Annotated in this window: 22 protein-coding genes; 13 read left to right on the forward strand and 9 right to left on the reverse strand. The window is 68.5% G+C overall.

Going from position 1 to position 22269, the window contains the following annotated elements:
- Positions 1-86: 86 nt before the first annotated feature.
- From NC7_RS23810 to NC7_RS23830, 5 genes are all read left to right on the forward strand, one after another.
- Positions 87-1406, forward strand: coding sequence for a hypothetical protein (locus NC7_RS23810; protein WP_067986845.1), 1320 nt, complete (start codon positions 87-89; stop codon positions 1404-1406).
- A complete protein-coding gene (locus tag NC7_RS23815) occupies positions 1403-2725 on the forward strand; it encodes an outer membrane protein assembly factor BamB family protein (RefSeq protein WP_067986847.1) in 1323 nt (440 codons plus the stop codon). Before NC7_RS23810 ends, NC7_RS23815 begins: the two co-directional genes overlap by 4 nt.
- 173 nt (positions 2726-2898) lie before the next feature.
- A complete protein-coding gene (locus NC7_RS23820; RefSeq protein WP_067986849.1) occupies positions 2899-3747 on the forward strand; it encodes an LLM class flavin-dependent oxidoreductase in 849 nt (282 codons plus the stop codon).
- 183 nt (positions 3748-3930) lie between these two features.
- Positions 3931-4314 carry a hypothetical protein gene (locus NC7_RS23825; protein WP_067986851.1) on the forward strand — a complete coding sequence of 128 codons (384 nt, stop codon included), beginning with the start codon at positions 3931-3933 and terminating at the stop codon, positions 4312-4314.
- A 25-nt stretch (positions 4315-4339) separates the two neighbouring features.
- A complete protein-coding gene (locus NC7_RS23830; protein WP_236573667.1) occupies positions 4340-5107 on the forward strand; it encodes a CPBP family intramembrane glutamic endopeptidase in 768 nt (255 codons plus the stop codon).
- Between the two features lie 154 nt (positions 5108-5261).
- On the opposite strand, the gene NC7_RS23835 is transcribed toward NC7_RS23830, so the two are convergent.
- Positions 5262-6206, reverse strand: coding sequence for an RNA polymerase subunit sigma-70 (locus NC7_RS23835; RefSeq protein WP_218017653.1), 945 nt, complete (start codon positions 6204-6206; stop codon positions 5262-5264).
- 159 nt (positions 6207-6365) lie between these two features.
- Here NC7_RS23835 and NC7_RS23840 point away from each other — a divergent pair, with 159 nt between their 5' ends.
- Entirely contained in the window at positions 6366-6863 is a 498-nt protein-coding gene (locus tag NC7_RS23840; protein ID WP_067986856.1) for an HIT family protein, read from the forward strand.
- Positions 6864-6968: 105 nt separating this feature from the next.
- Here the strand turns inward: NC7_RS23840 and NC7_RS23845 are convergent, their stop codons facing one another.
- Entirely contained in the window at positions 6969-8504 is a 1536-nt protein-coding gene (locus NC7_RS23845) for a flavin-containing monooxygenase (protein ID WP_067986857.1), read from the reverse strand.
- Positions 8505-9129: 625 nt separating this feature from the next.
- Positions 9130-10311, reverse strand: a complete 1182-nt coding sequence (locus tag NC7_RS23850) for an MFS transporter (RefSeq protein WP_067987008.1) — start codon at positions 10309-10311, stop codon at positions 9130-9132.
- 307 nt (positions 10312-10618) lie between these two features.
- Here NC7_RS23850 and NC7_RS23855 point away from each other — a divergent pair, with 307 nt between their 5' ends.
- The 7 genes from NC7_RS23855 (at position 10619) to cyp51 (ending at position 17166) form a co-directional block, all read left to right on the forward strand.
- Complete coding sequence (locus NC7_RS23855; protein WP_067986859.1) at positions 10619-11416, forward strand: SAM-dependent methyltransferase; 798 nt, start codon at positions 10619-10621, stop codon at positions 11414-11416.
- A 159-nt stretch (positions 11417-11575) separates the two neighbouring features.
- Positions 11576-13048, forward strand: coding sequence for an aldehyde dehydrogenase (locus tag NC7_RS23860; RefSeq protein WP_236573669.1), 1473 nt, complete (start codon positions 11576-11578; stop codon positions 13046-13048).
- 12 nt (positions 13049-13060) lie between these two features.
- Positions 13061-13810 (forward strand): SDR family oxidoreductase, encoded by a 750-nt coding sequence (locus tag NC7_RS23865; protein WP_067986861.1) that lies wholly within the window; start codon positions 13061-13063, stop codon positions 13808-13810.
- The gene (locus NC7_RS23870) at positions 13807-14685 is read left to right on the forward strand and encodes an NAD(P)-dependent oxidoreductase (protein WP_067986863.1); all 879 of its coding nucleotides are present in this window, start codon (positions 13807-13809) and stop codon (positions 14683-14685) included. The genes NC7_RS23865 and NC7_RS23870 overlap by 4 nt, the downstream gene beginning before the upstream one ends.
- Complete coding sequence (locus tag NC7_RS23875) at positions 14682-15068, forward strand: carboxymuconolactone decarboxylase family protein (RefSeq protein WP_067487507.1); 387 nt, start codon at positions 14682-14684, stop codon at positions 15066-15068. Before NC7_RS23870 ends, NC7_RS23875 begins: the two co-directional genes overlap by 4 nt.
- Positions 15069-15100: 32 nt before the next feature.
- Positions 15101-15688, forward strand: a complete 588-nt coding sequence (locus tag NC7_RS23880) for a TetR/AcrR family transcriptional regulator (protein ID WP_067986865.1) — start codon at positions 15101-15103, stop codon at positions 15686-15688.
- A gap of 128 nt (positions 15689-15816) precedes the next feature.
- The gene (gene cyp51, locus NC7_RS23885; RefSeq protein WP_067986867.1) at positions 15817-17166 is read left to right on the forward strand and encodes a lanosterol 14-alpha demethylase; all 1350 of its coding nucleotides are present in this window, start codon (positions 15817-15819) and stop codon (positions 17164-17166) included.
- A gap of 57 nt (positions 17167-17223) precedes the next feature.
- On the opposite strand, the gene NC7_RS23890 is transcribed toward cyp51, so the two are convergent.
- The 6 genes from NC7_RS23890 to NC7_RS23915 form a co-directional block, all read right to left on the reverse strand.
- On the reverse strand, positions 17224-17997 hold the full coding sequence (locus NC7_RS23890) for an SDR family oxidoreductase (RefSeq protein ID WP_067986869.1): 774 nt from the start codon (positions 17995-17997) through the stop codon (positions 17224-17226).
- A 161-nt stretch (positions 17998-18158) separates the two neighbouring features.
- Positions 18159-19367 carry a cytochrome P450 gene (locus NC7_RS23895; RefSeq protein ID WP_067986871.1) on the reverse strand — a complete coding sequence of 403 codons (1209 nt, stop codon included), beginning with the start codon at positions 19365-19367 and terminating at the stop codon, positions 18159-18161.
- Position 19368: 1 nt separating this feature from the next.
- On the reverse strand, positions 19369-20652 hold the full coding sequence (locus tag NC7_RS23900) for a hypothetical protein (RefSeq protein ID WP_067986872.1): 1284 nt from the start codon (positions 20650-20652) through the stop codon (positions 19369-19371).
- Positions 20646-21197 carry a nuclear transport factor 2 family protein gene (locus tag NC7_RS23905; RefSeq protein WP_067987013.1) on the reverse strand — a complete coding sequence of 184 codons (552 nt, stop codon included), beginning with the start codon at positions 21195-21197 and terminating at the stop codon, positions 20646-20648. Before NC7_RS23905 ends, NC7_RS23900 begins: the two co-directional genes overlap by 7 nt.
- Positions 21198-21208: 11 nt before the next feature.
- A complete protein-coding gene (locus NC7_RS23910) occupies positions 21209-21418 on the reverse strand; it encodes a ferredoxin (RefSeq protein ID WP_067987015.1) in 210 nt (69 codons plus the stop codon).
- Positions 21419-21556: 138 nt separating this feature from the next.
- Positions 21557-22225, reverse strand: a complete 669-nt coding sequence (locus tag NC7_RS23915; protein ID WP_084458750.1) for a TetR/AcrR family transcriptional regulator — start codon at positions 22223-22225, stop codon at positions 21557-21559.
- Between the last annotated feature and the right edge of the window lie 44 nt (positions 22226-22269).

The raw sequence follows: 22269 nt of genomic DNA on the forward strand, positions 1-22269 counted from the left end.
GCTGGGCCTGCTGTTCATGTCGGCATCGGAAGCGCGGTAGTCGACCTGGTTCGCCACCGCGCGCGTGCATCGATCGAGGAGGCCCAGTGGCAGAGCGGACGCCCTCGCGGGCGATCACCGGGTGGACGGTCGGGTTGTGGAGTGTCGCGGCGGTCGCCGGTGGGGTGATCGTCGGTGGACTGCTGCACGAGCCCGAACCCGAGCTCACCACGGCGGCACCGACCACCTCGGTGCCCGCTACGTCGACCACCACGCCGACGACGCCGGTGCGGATCCGTGCACCCGTGACGTTCCCGACGCAGATCCCGGGCTGTGCGAGTGTCGACGCTCCATCCGCCGAGGAGTACGGGAGCGTCCTCGGGCCCGGTTCCTACGACAACCCCGCCTATCCGTGGTTCTCCGGTCGGAAGGCCGTCGCCATGTCGACGGCGCTGCGGGCAACACTGCCCACCGAGGTGGTGGTCGAATTCGGACCGCACGGCCGATCACTGCTGTTCGATCCGATACTCGGGGAACCCGGCAGCGCGTTCGGCGGGTTCACCGGTGCGAGCGCGGACCTACGCCGCGGTGATCGTGGCGGGTCGCTGTGGGTGACCGTCGAACAGTCCGACGAGCCGGTCCCGGCGTGCACGGCGGGCTGGCTCGACGAACGGCGGGTCGTGCCGGACGGTTCGACCATCGACCTGCAGAAGACCTGGGAGGAGATCGACGGTATCCGCACGCTGTCGCACAGAGTCAGCGCCTATCGACCGGACGGCAGCCGGGTCACCGCTCTCGCCACCGACGCACCCTCCGGTTCGATGCCGTCGGGAGCTGTACCGCTCACCGTCGACGAGCTGATCACCGTCGTGCTCACGCCGGGCCTCGCCGTCGGCGACCCGATCCCGCCGGGAACCCTCGAACCGCCGCTGCCGTGCCAGGTGCGCGTGGACAGTTCCGCGCGGCTCGACGAAGCGGCGGCGATCCGGGTGAACGCTGCCCTACGCGACGCACTCGACGGGGTGACCACCGACCGCCCACTCGATGATCTGCGGCCGAGCGACTTCGGCGACGGCGGCCTGTGCCAGACGGTGCGCGTCACCACCGAGGGTCAGGCCTCGACGCTGAGTGTGTCGATCGCCCTCGGTCAGCCGACGCCGACCACTCCCCCGCAGCCCGGCCCGGACCGGTACACCCCTGCCACACGGACCACCGCCGAGGGCGCCGTCATCGAAACGCGCGAAGAACACGGGACCACTGCCGACCGATTCGGGCGCACCGCCGAAGAATTCACCCGAACCCTCGTCCTCACCGCGCCCGGCGGTACCCGCATCGACGTCACCAGCACCGCCGAGGCGCCGTCGGAACCGTTGTCGTTCACACACCTCGAAACGATCGCCCTCACCTCGAGTTCGGCGGTCCGGTGACGACGCCGGGTCTGCGCGGGTTGATCCTGGCCGCGGTGGCCGCGCTGGTCACGGGCGCCGGAGCGGTGGTCGTGTTGTCCCAACCGGTCGACACCACCCGCAAGATCACCGGAACCAACGACGCCGCACCGGGTCTGGCCTGGTCGGTACATGCCGCCGAGTTGTCCGGTACGCCCGAGGCGACCTTCCGATCGCCGGTGTACGGAACTGAACTGGATTCCGGCAGTACAGGTTTCGTCGGCACGGACGACATCGTGACGACCGTGGTCCGTACCGATGACGACGCGGCCCTGTTCGGCATCGACGCGCACACCGGCGCCACCCGCTGGCGGGCACCCGCCGCCGGGCTGGGCGGGTGTGGCGAGGTTCCCGTCGACGGGAAGCTCGTGTGTTTCAGCGCGGCCGATCCCGAGGGCGCCGCTGTCGTCGGCTACGACCTGGCGACGGGAGAATACACCCGCACATCGATCGAGTGGTATCCCTTCGCGATCGCCACCGACGCGGATCGCGTGTATCTGGTCGAGGGCAATGCGGAGGACGACGACGTGCGCGTCCGGGCCGGGTCGCTCGCGCACCCGGATCGTTTCTGGACCACGCCGTTCGCGCTGGGCGGACCGTGGGAGGACGTCTTGCTGGACATCATCATCGACGTCTCCCACGGCCAGGGCGTCCTCGCGCTCAGCGGTGACCTGGTGGGCTTCGCGCTCGATACCGGCGCACCGACCTGGACCGCCACCCGGTGCAACGCGTCGAGCGCACTCGTCGGCGCGCTGATCCGGCGCGACTCCTGCCCCATCGGCGCCGACCTCCTCGACCGGCAGGGCCGGACGCTGGCCACGACCGACACCGCCGAACACACGGTGCTCGATCACCCGACCGACGACACGATTCCCGTGGTGCTCGGCGACCGAGGTCACGACCGGCGCACCGGTGCCGCACTGTGGACCTCCCCCGATCTGGGCGACAGGTCGGACTCGGCGGTGGTGGTCGTCCTCGGTGAGATGATCCTGCTCGCCGACCCGGCCTCGGAAACAGTGACCGCTCTCGACAGCCACACCGGTGCGCGCCGGTGGCGACGGCCGCTGCTCACCCCGGTCGGAACTGTCGCCACGTCGACCGACCCGATCGTGCTCACCCACCACGACGGCCTCCTCTCACTCGATCCCGCCACCGGTGAAACCCGGTGGGACATCCCGTTTCGGGCCGTCGACGCCGACCCGTACGCGCTCGTCGCCGACGGCACACCGGTCGCTCAGGGCGACGGCCGCTTCGTGTATGTCAGCGATCGAACCGCCATCGGCTTACGTCCGCTGCCCTGATCCGATCGCCCGCGACGTCGGAGGTTGCGGGGTTCGCGCCGATCGTCGTAAGGTGGCCGCAATCCGATCGGCGCTCCCCAGAACAACAGTCGCAGAGTGGGAGTCCCGCCTCATCTGAGCAGGCGTGGAGTGGGCGGCGTACTGACGCATACCCATCTCCGACGGAGGACTTCATGCACATCGGTCTCGGCCTTCCCATCGCCGATCCCGGCACACTGCCCGAGTGGGCGGTCCGCGCCGAAGCGGCCGGCTTCGCCAGCCTCGGGCTGCTCGACCGCCTGGTCTACGACAACCCGGAACCACTGGTCACCCTGGCGATGCTCGCCGGTCGCACCGAACATATCCGCCTGCAGACCGAAGTGCTGCTCGCACCCTTGCGGGAGCCGACGCTGCTCGCGAAACAGACCGCGACGCTGGACCGGATCTCCGGTGGTCGGTTCGTGCTCGGACTCGGGGTCGGTGGTCGCGACGACGACCACGAGGCGAGCGGTACCGACATCGGCACCCGCGGCCGCCGATTGGACGAACAACTCGGGCTCCTGCGCCGCCTGTGGTCCGGTGACCCTTTCAGCGACACGTGTGGTCCCATCGGTCCCGCGCCCACCACCGAAGGGGGCCCCGAACTGCTGTTCGGCGGTTTTCGGCCCGCCGCCATCGACCGGGTCGGGCGTTGGGGTGGTGGGTTCCTCGCCGCTGCCGCACCCTCCTGGGCGGGCGGCCTCTTCGAGATGGCCCGCGAGTCCTGGTCCGGGCACGGCCGGTCCGGTTCTCCGCGCATCGTCGCCCAGCTCAACACAGTCCTCGGCCCGCAGCATCTCGTCGACCAGGCCAGAGCCGCCGTCCTCGATTACTACGAGTTCAGCGGACGCGCCGAATACATGGCCGACACGATGCTCACCACGCCGAGGGAGATCGCCTCCGCCATCCGGCAATTCGATGACCTCGGCGCATCCGAGGTCATGCTCTACTGCTACGGCACCGATCCCACTCAGATCGACCGTCTCGCCGACATCGTGCTCTGACGAGCCGGTTCGAGCCCGCGCGACCTCCGGGGTGGGGTTCCACGGGCTCGAACCACCGCCGTTCAACACCCGGAGACTCCCGTTTCGCCGGTCGAGCGGGGGATGCGTGTGAACGGCTACAGTCGGTCGCAGTGATCGCGAGTGTCTTCATTCGAGTTGCACCCTCACCTTCCGAGGAGCGATATGGGCGAGTCGAACACAATCACCGCGCAGACGACCGGCAGCCCCACCGGGGTCTGGGACGATCCGTGGCCTAAGGGGCATCCCGTTGAGGGCGAACGAGTCGCGATCTTCGCCTTCGACATCACCGCTGTCGACGGATCGTCGTCCCGCATCCGCACCTACCACGTCTCCACCCCGGACCGGGCGTGTGACGGCCCCGTAGCCCCGCCCCACACCACGCCGCAGGGAGACACCGTGCGTTGGCTCGGTTTCGGCACCGGCACGGTCGTCCGCAGCGCGGAGCACATGAGCGGCGAACAAGCCCTGATGGCTCCCGACGAATCCGCCGAGGCGATGTTCCGGTGCCAGGTGCGACCCGACAATCCGATACCGTCCGGCAGCTGACTCTCGAATGAGGACCTCACATCCCTTGACGCGGACTGCTCGTCGACACCTGTCCTACCCGATGTTCGCCGTCGTCGTGATCGTCTACCTCGCCATCATCCAGGGTGGCGGCATCCTGATGAGACATCTCAGCGGGGAGGACGACTTCCGCTCCACCCGTGCGGTGTTCTACGGCATGATCATCCCGCTCGGCGCGGCGCTGATCTTCACCTACGCCGTCATCGCCTCCCTCGGTTGGCTACGCCCGGTCCTGCGTGACGACCGGCCGACCCGATCGTGGGTGCGGGTGGTGCCGATCATGCTCCTGGTGGCGATCGGCGGCGGTATCAGCTACACCGCCCTGGCCGAGAAGGGCTGGCTGTTCGTCGTGGTTCTGCTGATCGCGACGCAGTTCGTCGGGTGGGGTGAGGAGGGGATGTTCCGGGGTGTCGGGGTCGTGATGCTGCGCGATCACGGCCTCACCGAGGGCCGTGTCGCGCTGTGGTCGAGTGTGATCTTCGGCGCGGTCCATCTGGCCAACGGCATCACCCATGGTGCCTCGGCGATCTTCCAGGCCGTCATCGTCAGCGTGGCGGGCTACTTCTTCTATCTGACCCGGCGCGTTACCCGAGGCAATGTCGCCAACTCGGTGATCCACGGCCTGTTCGATTTCAGCCTGCTCACCGGTACCGCGATTCTCGTCGATCAGACCTTCTACCCCGGCACTCTTCTTCCGATGCTGGTGTATCCGCTCCTGGCGATCATCCTGCTGGTGCGGCGGCACTCGATCGAACTCGACAGTCGAGGTCAGTGACGGAGCGGGTTCCGGAGGACGCCCGGGCGGGAAGGCTCGGGGCGCTCGTGGGGTTGCCCTTCACGTCACCGTCGATGCCACCGCACGGCGGCGGTGCGGGTCGGCCACGGAAGCCGCTCGACGACATCATGGGGACGGTCGCGAGCAGCGGTCGTCAGTCGGCCACGAATTCGGGAAGTTCGAAACGGACGAACAGCGCGGGGTCGAGGAACGACACGACGTCCGTGATCGCCCCGTCGCGCACCGTGATCACATCCAGTGCCATCGCGGCGAACACCGAACGCTCGGGGTCCCACCAGTAGGTGCCGAACGCGGGTTGGCCGTTGGCGACGGTCGGGCGGAAGCGCCAGCGCCACCGCAGCGGCCCGGTCACCAGGAATTCCTCGATCGCCGGGCGACCGGCGTACCAGTCGGGCAGTGGCGGCATGGCGTAGCGGGCGTCGGCGGCGAGCAGCGCGACGATGCCGTCGACATCGGCGCGCTCCCACGCGGTCGCGTACTGCTCGGCGAGCCGACGCGTCTGCGGATCATCGGGTGCCTGAGACCGCGCGTGCTGTTCGATGCGGGCTCGCGCTCGTTGAAGGGCGCTGTTGGCCGAGGCGACCGACACGTCGAGCAGCTCGGCGGTCTCCCGCGCGGTGAAGCCGAGGACATCGCGCAACAGTAGGACCCCGCGCTGCACGCCCGGCAACTGCTGGATCATCGCGACGAACGCCAATTCGATCGACTCGCGAGCCGTGTACCGGGCCTCCGGGCCCGGCTCGCCGACACCGAGGCCGGGATACGGTTCGAGCCAAACTCGTTCTGCCGCAGGCATATCCGGTTCGGCGTCCATAGGCAGTTCGCGGCGGCCGCGTTGTTCGAGCATGGTCAGGCACCGGTTGGTGGCGATCTTGTACAGCCACGGGCGGAATTTTCCGGGGTCGGTGAGGTTCGCGCGAGAGCGCCACGCGCGCAGCAATGCCTCCTGCAGGGCGTCGTCGGCGTCGTGGACCGAGCCGAGAAACCGATAGCAGTGCACGTGCAGTTCGGCGCACAGAGGTCCGGCGAGCCGGTCGAATTCGGCACGTTCGGCGGCGGAACCATCGGTGCTGTCCACCTTCGCGATCATGGCACACCCGGGGAGATGTCGTCTGCGGGTGACACGATCATCTTCGGCCCAACCATTCGTCGGTTCCGGGACGGATCCCTGTCGAGCGAACTACGGTGATAATTCGCATCGAAAGCATCCGGCGCACACCGGGAGTGGGGGCATGACATGGCAGGGGCCACAGCGGACGGAGAGCCGATCGAATACGCCGAGGATCCGATCGGCGCGGCCCGGCAGGGGGTCAATCCGACCGTGCTCGCCCGCATGGCGAGTGGATGGGCGGTCATGGGCGGCACGCAGCACCTGCCCGGATACTGCGTGCTCCTCCATGACGGGGACGCCGACCAGCTCACCGAGCTGCCGAGGGCGGACCGTGTCGTGTTCATGCGCGACCTGGTGCTGCTCGGCGAGGCGGTGGAACGGGCCTGTCGCGCGGCGGACCCGGGGTTCTTCCGCATCAACTACGAAGTGCTCGGCAACTTCTGGCCGCACCTGCACGGCCACGTTCATGCCCGCTACCAGTGGGAGCCGGACGCGCTGCGAGTCGGACCGATCGCGCGTTACGGGTCCGAGCGCGAGGCTCCCGAACATCGGCTCGGCCCCCGCCACGACCCCTTGCGCGCCGCCATCGCCACCGCCCTCCAGGACATTCTCGCCGAGGACTGATCGACGCGCACCGCCGCCGGTACCGCCCTCGCGGAGGAAACCGAACTCCCCGAGGGCGCACCCGACGGCCGGGCTCACGCCCCTGAACGCTGTGCGCCTACTTCGCTATCCCGTTCGGCAGGGCTCGTCCTGCGGTCGTGACCGCCGGACGCCCGTGCGGCGCTCAGGGGAGTCCGGCACCGCGAAAGACAGGGACGGATCGTTGCCCGCCAGGGCCTTTCCGAACGCGGCGACCGTCTCCGGCCAGGCATTGGTGACGGTGCCGTCGGCGTTCTTCCACCACGTCGACGCGGTGCCCCAGGGCCAGATGGTGCGGTCGAGCGCCTCGTCGAGATGATCGAGGTAGGACACCATCGCCTTCTCGGTGACCTCGATCGGTTCACGCAGCCGAGCCCCCAGCGTCAGGCAGCGCATGATGTAGCGAACCTGGTGCTGTTTGACAGCCGGATTGCTGTTGGTCGGGGTGAACGAATGCGGTCCCGCGATCAGGTACAGGTTCGGGAAGCCGGGGACGGCCAACCCGTAGAAGGCGGTGGGACGCCCCTGCGATCGCCACGTGTCGTGGAGATCGACACCGCCCCGGCCACGGACCCGGACACCGTCGAGGAACTGCCTGGCACGGAAACCGGTGGCCCACACGATGACATCGGCGGCCCGTTCGGTGCCGTCGACGGTGCGGATGCCCGTCGACACCACCTGCTCGATGCCGTCGGTGACGAGCTCGACGTTCGGCTCGGTCAGGGCCCGGTAGTACTTGCTGTCGATGAGGATGCGCTTCTCCCCGATCCGGTGGTCCGGGGTGAGTTTGCGGCGCAGCTCCGGATTGCGCACCTGCCGCCGAAGGTGTTTTCGCGCGACGTATTCCAGCGGTTTGGCCGACCACCCCGCCTGGCTGGTCGGGGCCAGTACGGCATCGGCGGCCCGGTGGAGACCGCCGCGGTACAGGTCGTGCAGGCCGGGCACGTGGGTCAGGGCCCAGCGCGAGACCGGACCGAACGACGCCGCGGGTTTGGGCAGCACCCACGACGGAGACCGCTGGTACACCGTCACCGCGCTCGCGGTGCGGGCCAGCTCGGGAATCAGCTGCGCCGCCGACGAACCGGTGCCGACCACGGCGACGCGGCCGGTCGTGTCGGCGGTGTGATCCCAGCGCGCCGAGTGGAACATCCGGCCGCCGAAGGTGTCGACTCCCCGCATCCGAGGGAGGGCGGGCCGGTGCAGCTGGCCGACCGCCCACACCACCGCCCGGGTGCGGATCCGTTCCCCCGCCGCTGTCGTCAGCGTCCAGACCCGATCCTCGTCGCCGTAGTCGGCGCCGACCACGGAGGTACCGCACCGCAGATGGGACCGCAGCCCGTGCCGGTCGGTGACCTCGCACAGATACGACAGGATCGCCTGCCCCTCGGGGTAGCGCACCCGAGGGTCCCGGTACGGGTCGAAGGCGAGGGAGTACAGGTGCGCGGGCACGTCGCAGGAACAGCCGGGGTAGGTGTTCTCCCGCCATACCCCACCGACCTCGGATCCCTCTTCGAGGACCAGGAAGTTGTGCACGCCTGCCTGTTTCAGTTCCCACGCCATGGTGAGCCCGCCGAATCCGGCACCGACGACAACGACCTCGTACTCCCCTGTGCGCCCGGTCATCCGCGCACCTGCCCGGCGAACACACTCAGCACATCGCCGAACGGGTCCTCAGGGCCGATCGGTGCCGTCGACGGCCGATGGGCCGGATCCGGGCACACAGGAACAACAGGAACATCTAGTGTGGTCACAGCAGCGCTCTCCCAGTGTCTGCGTTGCTCCGCGCGGCGGTGGCGACCGCTACGCAGAGCTCTTTCGGGTGTCTCCCCGTGCTCGCGGGGAGACACCCGATCCGATGTCCGGGGAGAATCCGCACCGGTACGACGGCGCGGCCCCGGTCCCGTACACGACCGACCGGCCGTCCACGGCGGCGCGCGGCCACACGGAATGCCCCGCAGGGCAGAAGAATTGAGCACACCCATACCGTCGAACTCCTCCATGACTCCGGACACAGCCGAAAGCTGATCGCCTGCCTCCGGGTCGGGAGTTTGCTCTCCGTCCGGCGCGCGCAACCGCAATCATTCAGCAATCGCTACGCTGGATCCGGCGTCCAGCGGTCGAGTCGGGGTGTCGCCCCCGTCGGTGACCGGAACCGCACTGACCAGCGGGAATGATGACACGTCAGCGAACAGGAGGCTGGTGTTGGTGCGCGACAGAACGGAGTTGTGGTCGCGGGTGGGTGCGGCGGCTATCGCGCTGTGCTCGTCGCGGCGAGACCGATGGCGGTGGCGGCGATCAGGGTGGTGATCGACCACCCGAACCGGTCCACCGCCGCGGCACCGAACGCGGTCCCCAGGCTGCCGCCGACGAAGTAGACCATCATGTACGCGCTGTTGAACCGTGCCGGTGCGCTGGGCTCGATCGCCAGCGCCGTGCTCTGGTTGGCCACCTGGGCCGCGAACAGCCCGGCATCGAAGACCGCCAAGCAGACCAGCGTCACCGGCGGGTTCGCGAGACCGAAAGCCATGACGACGGCGGCGGCACCGGCGAGGACGAGGCCGACGAGGATCACCCGGCGAGCGCCGTCGCGATCGGTCCGCGCGCCCGCGATCCGCGTGGCCGCGATGCCCGACAAGCCCGCCAACGCGTAGAGGCCGATCCGTTCGGCCGAGTAGGAGTACGGCGGCTCCGACAGCGCCACCGCGATACCCGCCCACACCGCGCAGAACGCGAAGAACCACAGAAAGCCACGCAGCGCGGCGACCCGAAGCGTCACGTGGTGCACGAACAGCCCTGGCAGGGAACGCAACGTCGAGAAGTAGCCGCGTTCAGCGGCAGCACCGGCAACGGTGGGCAGCACAACCACACAGCACGCGGCGAGCGCGCCGCAGACGGCGGCGAAAACCAGCAGCATCGCACGCCAGCCGAGCGCGTCCGCGAGCCAACCGCCCACGATGCGCCCCGCAAGTATGCCGACCGAAATGCCCGCGGTCACCATGCCCAACACCGTCGCGCGTCGGCCTGGGTCCGCCAACCGGCTCGCGACAGAGCTCAGGCCCGCGCCCACCGCCGAGCAGGCGCCGATCACGCCGAGCACCACACCGAGCGCCGCGACGGAACCGGCGGCGGCACCGGCGGCGAGCGCGCAGGCGAGGACCCCGAACTGGACGGCGAGAACGCGCCCGGGCGCCCAGCGATCGACCAGTGGCACGAGAAGGCCGAGGCCGACCAGGTAACCCACCGGACCGCACGCCAAGGCGAATCCGACATCGGCGATCCGGGTATCCAACGAATCCGCGACATCCGCGATCGCGGGTTGCATCGGGTAGATGGTCGACGTGCCGACGGCGGCGGCGAGGGCCATGAACAGGACGACGGGAACGTGGAGCCGGGCGGCCACAGGAGCTTCGGCACGGGTATCGGGATGCACTCGACCGACCGTAGGGATCCGCGAACCGGGCCACCGGCGGGAATACGACCTGACCGTTCCCGCGCGATCACTGTGCACGGAATCCGCAGTGATGGGCCCGTTTTCGATCGACCTTCCGGCCTGTGCGCCCACCCGGTCGTCCTGGTTGTCGTCGATGCCGGGATCGGCCCGAAAAGGTGAATCGCGAATCTGCTCACACTCGGTATCAATCTTGTACTGTCGCAACCAGATCAGATGCTGTGCCGCGCCGGCGGTGTGGACCGGCGGGCAGGCCAAATCGCAGTCGATTCGCAGAGGAACGAGACCCATGGCCGACGTAGAGACCCCACAGATCAGGACCGACATTCCGCATTCGGCGCGGATCTGGAACTACTGGATGGGGGGCAAGGACCACTACGACATCGACAAGGTCGCCGGTGACGCGGGCTTGGCCGTCGACCCGGACATCTCGACCATGGCGGTGCAGTCGCGGCAGTTCCTGATCCGGGCCGTGCGGTTCCTGGCCCGCGAGCGTGGCATCCGGCAGTTCCTCGACATCGGCACCGGTCTGCCGACCATGCAGAACACCCACGAGGTGGCCCAGGGTGTCACCGCCGACGCCCGCGTGGTGTACGTCGACAATGATCCGCTGGTCCTCACTCACGCGCGGGCGCTGCTCACCAGCACCACCCCCGAAGGGGTCACCACCTACATCGACGCCGATTTCCACGAGCCCGAGAAGATCGTCGCCGACGCCCGCAACGTGCTGAACTTCAACGAGCCCATCGCGGTGATGTTCATGGGCGTGCTCGGCCACGCCAAGACCTACGACGACCTGCTGCGCATCGTCGGCACCGTGCTGGCGGCGGTCCCGTCGGGCAGCTACCTCATCATGTGGGACGGCACCGACGACAGCCAGGCCTACGTGACGCTGTGCGAGAACTACACCGGCACCGGCGGCACCCCCTACATCCCGCGCACCCAGGCCCAGATCCGGGCGGTGTTCGACGGTCTGGAGTTCGTGGAGCCGGGCTTCACCTCGATCACGCAGTGGCGGTCCGAGAACGCCGAGGTGGGTGAGGTGCAGCCGATCTCGGCGTACGGAGCCGTCGCCCGCAAACCCTGAATCGACCAACACGACGGCGGGCCCGCACCGGTACACGGTGCGGGCCCGCCGTCGTGTCAGTAGGCGAACATGGCAACGGTTCCGCCCGATCCGCCCTTGCCCACCGGCGGCACGGTGAAATACAGTCTAGACACCTGTCCAGACAGTCAGGGAGACACGGTGCCGAGCAATCTGCGTCCTGAGGACGGCCGCACGCTGCTGATCGACGGAAAACTGAGTCGCGGATCGGGTGGGGTGTTCGCGACCGGCAACCCCGCCACCGGCGAGCGCCTCGGCTGGGCGGCCGACGCCACGACCGAGGACATGCGCGCCGCCGTCACCGCGGCCAGGACCGCCTTCGACACCACCGGGTGGTCGACCGATCCGGCGTTTCGGGCACGCTGCCTGCGCCAACTGCGCGAGGCCATGCGCGAGCACATCGAGGAACTGCGCGAGATCACCATCGAGGAGGCGGGTGCGCCCCGGATGCTCACGGCGGGCCCGCATCTGGAAGGGCCGGTGAACGATATCGGCTACTTCGCCGATCTCGCCGAATCCTATTCCTGGCGTACCGAGATGCCGATCGCCGAACCGATGGGCATGCGGACCCGCAGGGAGCTGCGGCGCGAGGCGGTCGGCGTGGTCGGGGCGATCACGCCGTGGAACTTCCCGCATCAGATCAACCTCGCCAAGATCGGTCCCGCGCTCGCGGCGGGCAACACCGTGGTGCTCAAACCCGCGCCCGACACCCCGTGGTGCGGTGCGGCTCTCGGCATCCTGGCCGCCGAGCACACCGGTCTCCCTGCGGGCGTGCTCAATGTGGTGACCGGCTCCGATCACCGGCTCGGTGCCCAGCTCGCCGAGGACCCGGACGTGGATCTGGTGTCGTTCACCGGGTCCACCCGCACCGGGAAGTCGGTGATGGCCGCGGCGGCTGACACGGTGAAAAAGGTGTTCCTCGAGCTCGGCGGCAAGTCCGCGTTCGTCGTCCTCGACGACGCGGATCTCGCGGCGGCCTGCGCGATGGCCGCCTTCTCGGTCTGCGTGCACGCCGGTCAGGGTTGTGCCCTGTCCACCCGGTTGCTGGTACCGCGCGGCGCGTACGACGCCGCGGTCGAGGCCGTCGCGAGAACCATGTCCGGCATCCGCGCGGGCGACCCGGACGACCGGCGCACCGTGTGCGGTCCACTCATCTCCGAGCGTCAGCGCGACCGCGTCGAGGACTACATCTCCCTCGCCCGCCGCGAGGGCGGTGAGGTGGTCGTCGGCGGCGGCCGCCCCGCCGGTCGCGAGGCGGGCTATTTCGTCGAGCCGACCCTGATCACCGGCCTGACGAACCAGTCACGGGTGGCCAGGGAGGAGATCTTCGGGCCCGTGTTGGTGATCCTGCCGCACGACGGCGACGACGACGCGATCCGCATCGCCAACGACTCCCCCTACGGCTTGTCGGGTTCGGTGTGGGGCACCGATCCCGCCCGGATCGACACCGTGGCCTCCGGCATCCGCACCGGGACGCTCGGCGTGAACGGCGGCACCTGGTACTCGGTCGACGCGCCCTTCGGCGGCTACAAGCAATCCGGCATCGGGCGCGAGATGGGTGTCGCCGGCTTCGAGGAATACCTCGAAACCAAACTCGTGGCCTACCCGGCCTGAAGGAGAACAGCCATGACACGTTTCACCGACCGGACCGCGATCGTCACCGGCGCGGCCCAGGGTATCGGCGCGGCCTACGCCAGGGCGCTCGCGGCCGAGGGCGCCCGCGTGGTGGTGGCCGACCTCAATACCGAAGCGGGCGAGTCGGTCGCGCAGGAGATCACGGCGGCGGGCGGTGTCGCCGCGTTCCGCGAGGTCGACGTCGCCGACCCGGATTCCGCGGCCGCGCTCGCCGCGTTCACCGTCGAGAAGTTCGGTGGCATCGACCATCTGGTGAACAACGCGGCCATCTACGGGACCATGAAGCTGAACCTGCTGCTCACGGTGCCCTGGGACTACTACAAGCATTTCATGAGCGTGAATTTCGACGGCGCCCTGAACGTGACCCGCGCGGTCTGGCCGACGATGCGCGCCAGTGGTGGGTCGATCGTCAACCAGTCCTCCACCGCCGCCTGGACCTACTCGAGCTTCTACGGTCTGGCCAAGGTCGGCGTGAACGGTCTCACCCAGCAACTGGCCCACGAGCTCGGTAGCTCCGGTATCCGGATCAATGCCATCGCCCCCGGTCCCATCGACACCGAGGCGACCAAGACGATCACCCCGTCGGTGATCGTCGACGACATGGTGAAGCGGTTGCCGCTCGAGCGGATCGGCACTCCGCAGGATCTCGTCGGCGCCTGCTTGTACCTGCTCTCCGACGACGCCGCCTGGGTGACCGGGCAGATCTTCAATGTCGACGGCGGTCAGGTGATCCGCTCATGACCACCGAGAGCGCGCCCCGCCTCGGCTACATCGGGCTGGGCAACATGGGTGCGCCCATGGCCCGCAGGCTCGTCGACTGGCCCGCCGGATTGGTGGTGTGCGACGCGCGGGCGAGCGCCACCGAGAAGTTCGCCGCCGAGGGCGTCGCCGTGGCCGAGACACCGGCCGAGGTCGCGACGCGCGCGTCGGTGATCTCGGTGACCGTCCGCGACGACACCCAGGTCCGTGACGTGCTGACGGGACCGCAGGGCATTCTGTCGACGGCCCCGGCGGGCACGGTGGTCGCCGTGCATTCCACGATCGCCGACAGCACCGCGATCGAATTGGCCGCCGACTGCGCGCGTCACGGCGTGGATCTGGTCGACGCGCCGGTCAGCGGTGGTGCGCCGGGCGCGAAGCAGGGTCGCCTCGCGGTGATGGTCGGCGGCAGCGAGGCGGCATTCGAGGCCGTGCGGTCCCCGTTCGCCCGCTGGGCCGATCTCGTGGTGCACGCCGGTCCGGTGGGGGCGGGCACCCGGATGAAGCTCGCCCGCAATCTCGTGCATTTCGTCGCCTTCGCGGCCGCTGCCGAGGCCGCGCGCCTGGCCGAGGCCGCTGGACTCGATATCCGCCGCCTCGGGGAGGTCGTCCGCCATTCCGACGCCGTCACCGGGGGTCCCGGCGCCATCCTCTGGCGCGCGAGCACCACCCGCCTCGCCGACGGCGACCCCTGGCTGCCGATCATGTCGCACGTGCGCGACCTCGGCGAGAAGGATCTGGCGCTCGCCCTCGATCTCGGCGCCCGGCTCGGCACCGAACTACCGCTCGCCCGCCTGGGTTTCGAGCACCTCGCCGAAGGTCTCGGCCTCCCCACGACCGACAGGAGCAGTACATGACCGACGACGCCCGCGCCCGCGGCCTCGCCCGGATGAAGGAGGTCTACGGCTGGCAACCGCCGGAGATCGACGGCGCGTTCTTCGCCACCACCGTCGATCATCTCTTCGCCGAGATCTGGTCGCGCCCCGGCCTCACCGACCGTGATCGCCGTCTGCTGCTCCTCGGCGCGCTCGCCGCCCAGGGCCGCATGGAGACCGCCGAGATACAGATCCACGCCGCCCTGCACAACAAAGAGCTCACCGAGGAACAGCTGCGCGAAATCGCCCTGTTCCTGTGCCACTATGTCGGCTGGCCCAACGGCACGCGGCTCGATACCGCGATCAGCACCGTTTCCGAGCGTGCGCGCGGGGGCGGCGAACCGCGCATGCGCAGGCCCAAATAGGTATCCCATGCCGATACGATTAATATGGAACAGTGTCCGAAAACCATTCTGATCCCGCGATTCTCGAGGCCACGCGCAGGCGCCTGACCGAGAAGCAGGCCGATACGGTCGACCGGCTCACCCGAGCCGCCGTCGACGTCATCACCGAGCAGGGTTATTCCGGACTCACCGTGCGGCAGGTGGCCGCCGCCGCGGGCGTCGGAACAGCCACGGCCTACACCTATTTCTCGTCGAAGGAACACCTCGTGGCCGAGGTGTTCTGGCGGCGCCTGCTGCAGACACCGCAGCTCGACCACGCCGAGGACGAGTCCCCGGCCGAGCGCGTCGTCGCCACGCTGCGGCAGGTGTCGCTGATGGTCGGCGGGGAGAACGAGCTGGCGGGCGCGGTGACCAGCGCCCTGCTCGGCCAGGATCCGGACGTGTCACACCTGCGGGTGCGCATCGGCCTGGAGATCCGGCAGCGGATCGCGCGCGCACTCGGCCCCGACCACGATCCGGATGTCCTCGAGGCGTTCGAATTGTTGTACGCGGGCGCGCTCGTTCGCGCGGGCATGGGATACGGGACCTACGACGAAATGGCGGACCGGATCGAGAAATCGGTCTATCTCGTCCTGAAATAGTCTCCGCCGCAACAAAAGCCGTCATCCGGATAACCGGGTGGCGGCTTTTTCGCGCATTGCGCCACGCCTGAGAATTGTAGTACCGTCTGGACAGCTGTCTATACGACCCAGAGATTGCGAGGTCTTCGATGACGCTTCTGAAACCGCGAAGGGTCTCCGGCGGCGAACACGAGCACGGCCACCTGGAGGAACTGCGTTCCGATCCGATCGCCCTCATGCGACGGGTGCGCCAGGAATGCGGCGACGTCGGCGTTTTCGAGCTCGCCGGACGCGACGTCGTGCTGCTCTCAGGCCCCGAGGCCAATGAATTCTTCTTCCGCGCGGGCGACGAGGACCTCGACCAGGAAGCCGCGTATCCGTTCATGAAGCCGATCTTCGGTGAGGGTGTCGTCTTCGACGCCAGCCCCGAACGGCGCAAGGAGATGCTGCACAATCAGGCGTTGCGCGCCGATTACATGCGTGGTCACGCGGCGACGATTTCGCACGAGGTGGACCGGATGATCGCGGACTGGGGCGATTCCGGTGAGATAGATCTGCTCGATTTCTTCGCCGAGCTGACCATCTACACGTCCTCGGCCTGTTTGATCGGCACCACATTCCGCAATGAACTCGACAGCCGTTTCGCCGAGCTCTATCACGATCTCGAACGCGGCACCGACGCGCTGGCCTACGTGGATCCGTATATGCCGATCGAAAGTTTTCGTAAACGCGACGAATCACGGCGCGAACTCGTCGAATTGGTCGGCGAGATCATGGACCGTCGGATCGCCGCGCCACCGAAGGGCAAGGAGGAACGTGATCTGCTCGATGTCCTGGTGTCGGTGCGCGACGAACAGGGTGCGCCACGATTCTCGGCCTCGGTGGTCACCGGCATCTTCATCTCGATGATGTTCGCCGGTCACCACACCACCTCGGGCACCTCGGCGTGGACGATGATCGAACTGTTGCGCCATCCCGACACCCTCGCGAGCGTGGTCGCGGAACTCGACAGCCTCTTCGCCGACGACACCGAGGTGAGTTTCCGCGCACTGCGCCAGATTCCACGCCTGGAGGCGGCCCTGAAGGAGACGCTACGCCTGCATCCGCCGCTCATCATCCTGATGCGGGTGGCTCGCGGAGAATTCGAGGTGTGCGGGCATCGCATCGCGCCCGGGGACCTGGTGGCGGCCACCCCGGCGGTGTCCAATCGGCTGCCCGAGTGCTTCCCCGCGCCCGATGCGTTCGATCCCGACCGCTACCTCGACCCCGAACAAGCCGATGTCGTCAACCGCTGGACCTGGATTCCGTTCGGCGCGGGCAGGCACCGCTGTGTCGGCGCCGCGTTCGCGCTCATGCAGATGAAGGCGATCTTCGCGATCCTGCTGCGCGACTGGGAATTCGAGATGACGCAACCGTCGGAGAGCTACCGCAACGATCACTCCAAGATGGTCGTGCAGTTGCAGCAGCCGTGCCGGGTGCGGTACCGCAGGCGACGCTGAGGCGATACACCGTCGAAGGCCGCTCCGATGGTCGGGGCGGCCTTCGACGCGCACCGGTCAGCGCAACGGTGATTCGGGTTGCACCTCGCTGACGATGACGTGGGCGCCGCGCGGCGTGGACACCACCGCGGTGACGGCGTCGGCCAGATCGGCGGCACGCAACATGTAGGGGTGACGCGCGAAGCCCCAGCGCGACCAATCCTTCAGCAGCGGTTCGATGTCCTCGACGGTCGCGTCGGTGCCCATCTCGGTGGCGGTGGGACCGGGGCGGACCAGTGACACCCGAACACCGGTGCCCTCCAGTTCCATGCGCATCTGGGTGGCCAGGGTTTCGATGCCCGCTTTGGCGGCGCTGTAGGCGCCGGTACGCGGACGTGGCGTCACCGAGCAGTCCGACCCGATGAGCACCACGTCGCCACGCCGCCGCTCGATCATGCCGGGCACGAGCAGCCGGAGCAGGCGCTGCGGGCCCGCCAGGTGCACGTCGAGCTGACGGACGAAATCGGCCGAGGGCAGTTCGTGCACACACCCGAACTTCACCACCCCGGCGGCCGACACCAGGATCTCGATATCGCCGAGTTCGCGCTGTGCGGCGGCGACGAACTCGGCCACCGAGTCGTCATCGGTGACATCGAGCCGGTGGGCGAACGCGGTGCCGCCCTTCTCCCGGACGGCGGCCGCCACCGCCTCGCACTCGGGCCCCCGGCGGGCACCGAGCGCGACCGGATGCCCGAGTGCGGCAAGAGCTTTCGCGGTGGCTGCGCCGATCCCGGAGGAGCCGCCGGTGACCACGGCGGCCCGCACCGGCGGGTGGGGTTCGAATCGTGGCATGGTCACACCTTCCTTCCGTCCAGACCAGACTGGACACCTGTCTGGACAATACTATGGATCGGTGGTGGCGACCGGCGATCCGCCTCACCCTCAGGCGACCCGCCAGTGCTTGACGCCGTTGACGAAGCTCGACCGCAATAACGCCCTACCGGTGGAACGACCTACTTCGCCCGCACCGACATCGGCAGCGTGGCGAAGCCACGCACGCTCACCGAGTGGACGCGTTCGGCGGCGGCGGTGTCGATCTCGTAGCCGGAGATGGAGGCGGCGATGTGTCCGAGGCCGGTGTTCGCCTCCATCCGTGCCAGGTGCGCACCGAGGCAGAAGTGCACGCCGAGACCGAAACTCAGCAGGGTCTGGGAGCTGTCGCGGCCGATGCGGTACTCGGCGGCGCCGTCGAAGACGTCCTCGTCGCGGTTGGCGGAGCCCAGCAGCAACAGCACCCGCTCCCCCGCCGCGATGGTGTGCCCGCCGAACTCGACATCGGCGAGCACCCGGCGCACCAGGATCTGGGTCGAATTGTCGTAGCGCAGTGTCTCCTCGGTCCATTCCGGCACGATCGACGGGTCGGCCAGCGGTTTGGCGACCTCGTCGGGAAACCGCGCACCCCAGTACATGGCGTTGCCGAGGAGTTTGGTTGTCGTCTCGTTGCCCGCGACCACCATCAGGATCAGGAAACCGATGATCTCGGCGTCGGACAGGCGCGTGGTGCCGATCTCGTCGTCGGTGATCTCGGCCTCCATCAGCACGGAGACCAGATCGTCACCGGGATTCTCGCGGCGCCCGTCGAGCAGGTCGCGGTAGTAGCCGGTGAGTTCGAGGTAGGCGGTGATCGCGCCCTGCGGCACGTCGAGCACGCCTTCCTCGCGGTGCAGCAGCAGGTCCGACTGGGTGCGCAGATGTGCGCGGTCGGACTCGGGGACACCGAGCATCTCCGAAACCACATCCATGGGCAGCAACCCGGCGAAGTCGCGGATGTAGTCGAACTCGCCCAGTTGCAGGCACCGATCCCAGTGCCCTCGGGTGAGTTCGGCGATCCGCTCGCTCAGGTCCGCGAGCCTGCGCGGGGTGAAACCCTTGGACACCAGTTTGCGGATGCGCGCGTGTTTCGGGTCGTCCATCGCCAGGAACGACATGGACCGGTGCGCTTCCGGACCATAAGCGGTGGGGTCGAGCGAAACACCCCAGCTGTTGGACAGCCGCGCGCTGTCGCGCAGCGCCGCGCGCACGTCGCGGTGCCGCGACAACGCCCAGAAGTCCATCGAGGCGTTGCGGTAGACCGGCGCCTCGGCGCGCAGTCGCGCGTAGGTGGGGTACGGGTCCTCGTGGAAGGCGTAGTCGTAGGGGTCGAACGGGATCGAGGTCTCCATGTCAACGGTCACTGCGCACTCCAGAGGGTTCGACGACGGTCAGCGGCAACGGGATTCCCCGATCGACGAAGGCGAAGGCGGCACCGGTGCTGATCCTGGTCAGCGCCACCTCCACCGCTTCGGCGGCGGGTTCGTCCGCGCGCACGACATCGACGACGAGTTCGGATTCGGTCACCTTCGAGGTTCGGCAGGTGTAGTGCGGATCGACACCGCCTACCAGCGCGTCCAGCGGTGCGAGGTGATCCGGGTCGAGCAGGGCGGGCCACACACCGTCGGTGATCGCGCCGCAGCCCCGCTCGAGGACGAGAGTGACAGCAGTGGACGATGTTTCGATTCGTCTGCCGACGTACTGGCGTGGGTTGAGCGCCGGATGCAGATCGAACACGCGCGCCAGCGACTCGAGGTCACCGGACAGCCCGAGCGCCGAGGCGATCCGGCCCGAGGCCACACCCGCCACTCCGGCGAACTGTTTGCGGCCGATCTCCGCGGCACGCTCGGCGTCGACCCGTTCCCGCAGGGCGACGAGGAATCCGGCCACCAGCAGATGCTGTTGCAGCGCGACCTCTTCGGCGATCCGGATCAGCGCCGACCGGGAGAAGTCGGCGAACCGTAGGTCACTGAGCAGGGGGCCACGGTAGTCGGCGGCGCCGTCGTCGCCGGGATCGATCGGTGACAACGCCACCGTCGCGGCGGCCGAGCCCGCGATCAGCCCGGCGTTGCGCGGGATCGGCGGTGGTTCGTTGGCCGGGTCGATACTCACCCGCCACGCGCACACCGGCGTTCGATCGGCGGGGGCACGGGGCGGGCGGTGGATCGGGCGCACCTGGGCGTGCGGGTTGGTGGCCAGGGCGGTCGCGTCGAAGGTTGGATCCTCGATGTCGTGGCACATCGCCCGCACGAACTGGTCACCGAGGGGTTCCACATCGGCCAGCGCGCCGCAGTGGTCGAGCCAGAACTCGCCGTGGTCGTGGTCGTCGACGCGGAAACGGAAGTCGAGAAACTGTGGGGGCGCACCGATATCGAGCTGAAGACCTTTGAAGATCGTCTCGACACCGTCACCGACGAAGCCGAGCGCGCTCTGCATCCGCCGGGTGTAGACCGGGCTGGCGACCTGCCATTCGGCGATGGCCACCTCGGTCATGCCCTCGCGACCGAACGCACCGATCGTGTGCGGCATACCCGAGCGGTCGATCAGATGACCGCACAGCAGCAGTTCCGGGACGAGCGTCGCCAGGTGCGCGCGCGACAGCCCGGCATAGGAGTGTCGCGAATCCTGTTTCACCACAGCGGAACCGGTGACTTCCCGACCGGGTACCAGCCCGGCAGCGGTTGCTCGGCCGTGGCTTTCTTTATCCGGGTGAGCATGCCGGGAGTCATGGCCTTGTTCGTCATCATCTCCAGGAACAGCGCACCAACGTTGCCGTAGTCGAAGAAGTCACGCTGCCAGGACCATTGGAAGTTCCCGCCGTACCGGAACCAGCTGCCCCCGATGCCCTGCACCTGGTAGTTGCTGCCGTCGGGGCGGGTGGCGCGCGCGGTCTGCTTCCAGAAACCGACGACGTCGCCGGACTTCTCGTCGATCACCACGTGCTGATACGGGTAGGTCCAGCCCTCGAGACCGTCCATCTCCTGTCCGACGGCGATCTCGCGGATCTGCTCGCGGCCCACCGCCATGAACTCGTGGGTCGGTCCGTAGTTCCAGCCATAGGTGGCGTCCTCGGTGTACATGTCGGCCAACGGCCGCCAGTCGCCCTCGGCCTCACAGCGCTTGTTCTCCGCCAGCCAGCGCTGGACCATCTCCTCCAGTTCGCTGCGCGAAAATCCGGCCACTGTCATTCTCCTTAGTCTTCGGACGCGCCGTCGTCGACGATCGACAGCGCCCGCGTGGGGCAGTAGGTCACCGCGTCGGCGACGGCGGCGCGCTGCGCGCTCGACGGTCGTTCGACGAGAATCTCGACCTTCCCGCGCTTGGGCACCGTGAACACCTCCGGTGCTTCCTCCTGGCACGCGGCGTGCCCCTGACACAGATCCGGATCCACGACGATTCGCACGCTCATCCGTCGGCCGCCTTTCCCCTGTCGCCCAGGCGTTCCCAGCTTCGAGACACCGAGCTGGACACCTGTCTGGACAGTATCATCGACGTCGGCGGACAGCAATCACGGCGTGTACGCGGATGTCAGAAGAAGGAGCTAGGACTCGTCGGTCGCGGTGCCCGGGGAGTAGGGCGAGCCGAACTCGGCGTTCCAGGCGAGTTCGGTCACTTCGGCGGTCACCGCCTGGTCGACGGCGGCGGCCAGCGGTGCGTTGTCGGCGGTCAACCGGACCACCGCGCGTTCGAGCGCGGGCAGGATCTCGGTGATGGCGAGATCGCCGTGCGCGAAGCGGCCGAGCAGGGCGTAGACCATGTTCGAGAGCACGAGCGCGAGATCGGCGGCGTAGTCCTCGTCGAGGGTCGCGAGCAGCGGGGCGATCGCGGGCAGCACGGCCGCGAAACCCTGGTTGTCCAGGCGCTGCCCACCGGGGCCGGAGCGGGCGTGGTGGTAGGCCGCCAGCATCCTCGGGTACCGCTCCCACGGTTCGAACACGTACCGGATCACCCGCGTGAGCACCTGAGCCAGCGTCTCCCCCGCACGCGGCGGCTCGAGCGCGGTGTAGGTGTTGGTGGCCATCCAGTGCGCGACCGCCGCGAGCACGAGGTCGTCGCGGGTGGGATAGAGCTTGTAGACCGTGCTCAGCGATACGTGGGCGAGCCGGGCGACGGCACGCAACTGCACCGCCTCGTACCCTTCGGATTCCAGCAGCGCCAGGGTGACATCGGTGATCCTGCGCGCGGGATCACCGTCGCCCCTTCTCGCCACCCGGTCAGGGTAGTGCACGGCCCGGCGCGGCCGGAACGGTATGC

This window comes from Nocardia caishijiensis NBRC 108228, assembly GCF_001612825.1.
Classification (GTDB): Bacteria; Actinomycetota; Actinomycetes; order Mycobacteriales; family Mycobacteriaceae; genus Nocardia; species Nocardia caishijiensis.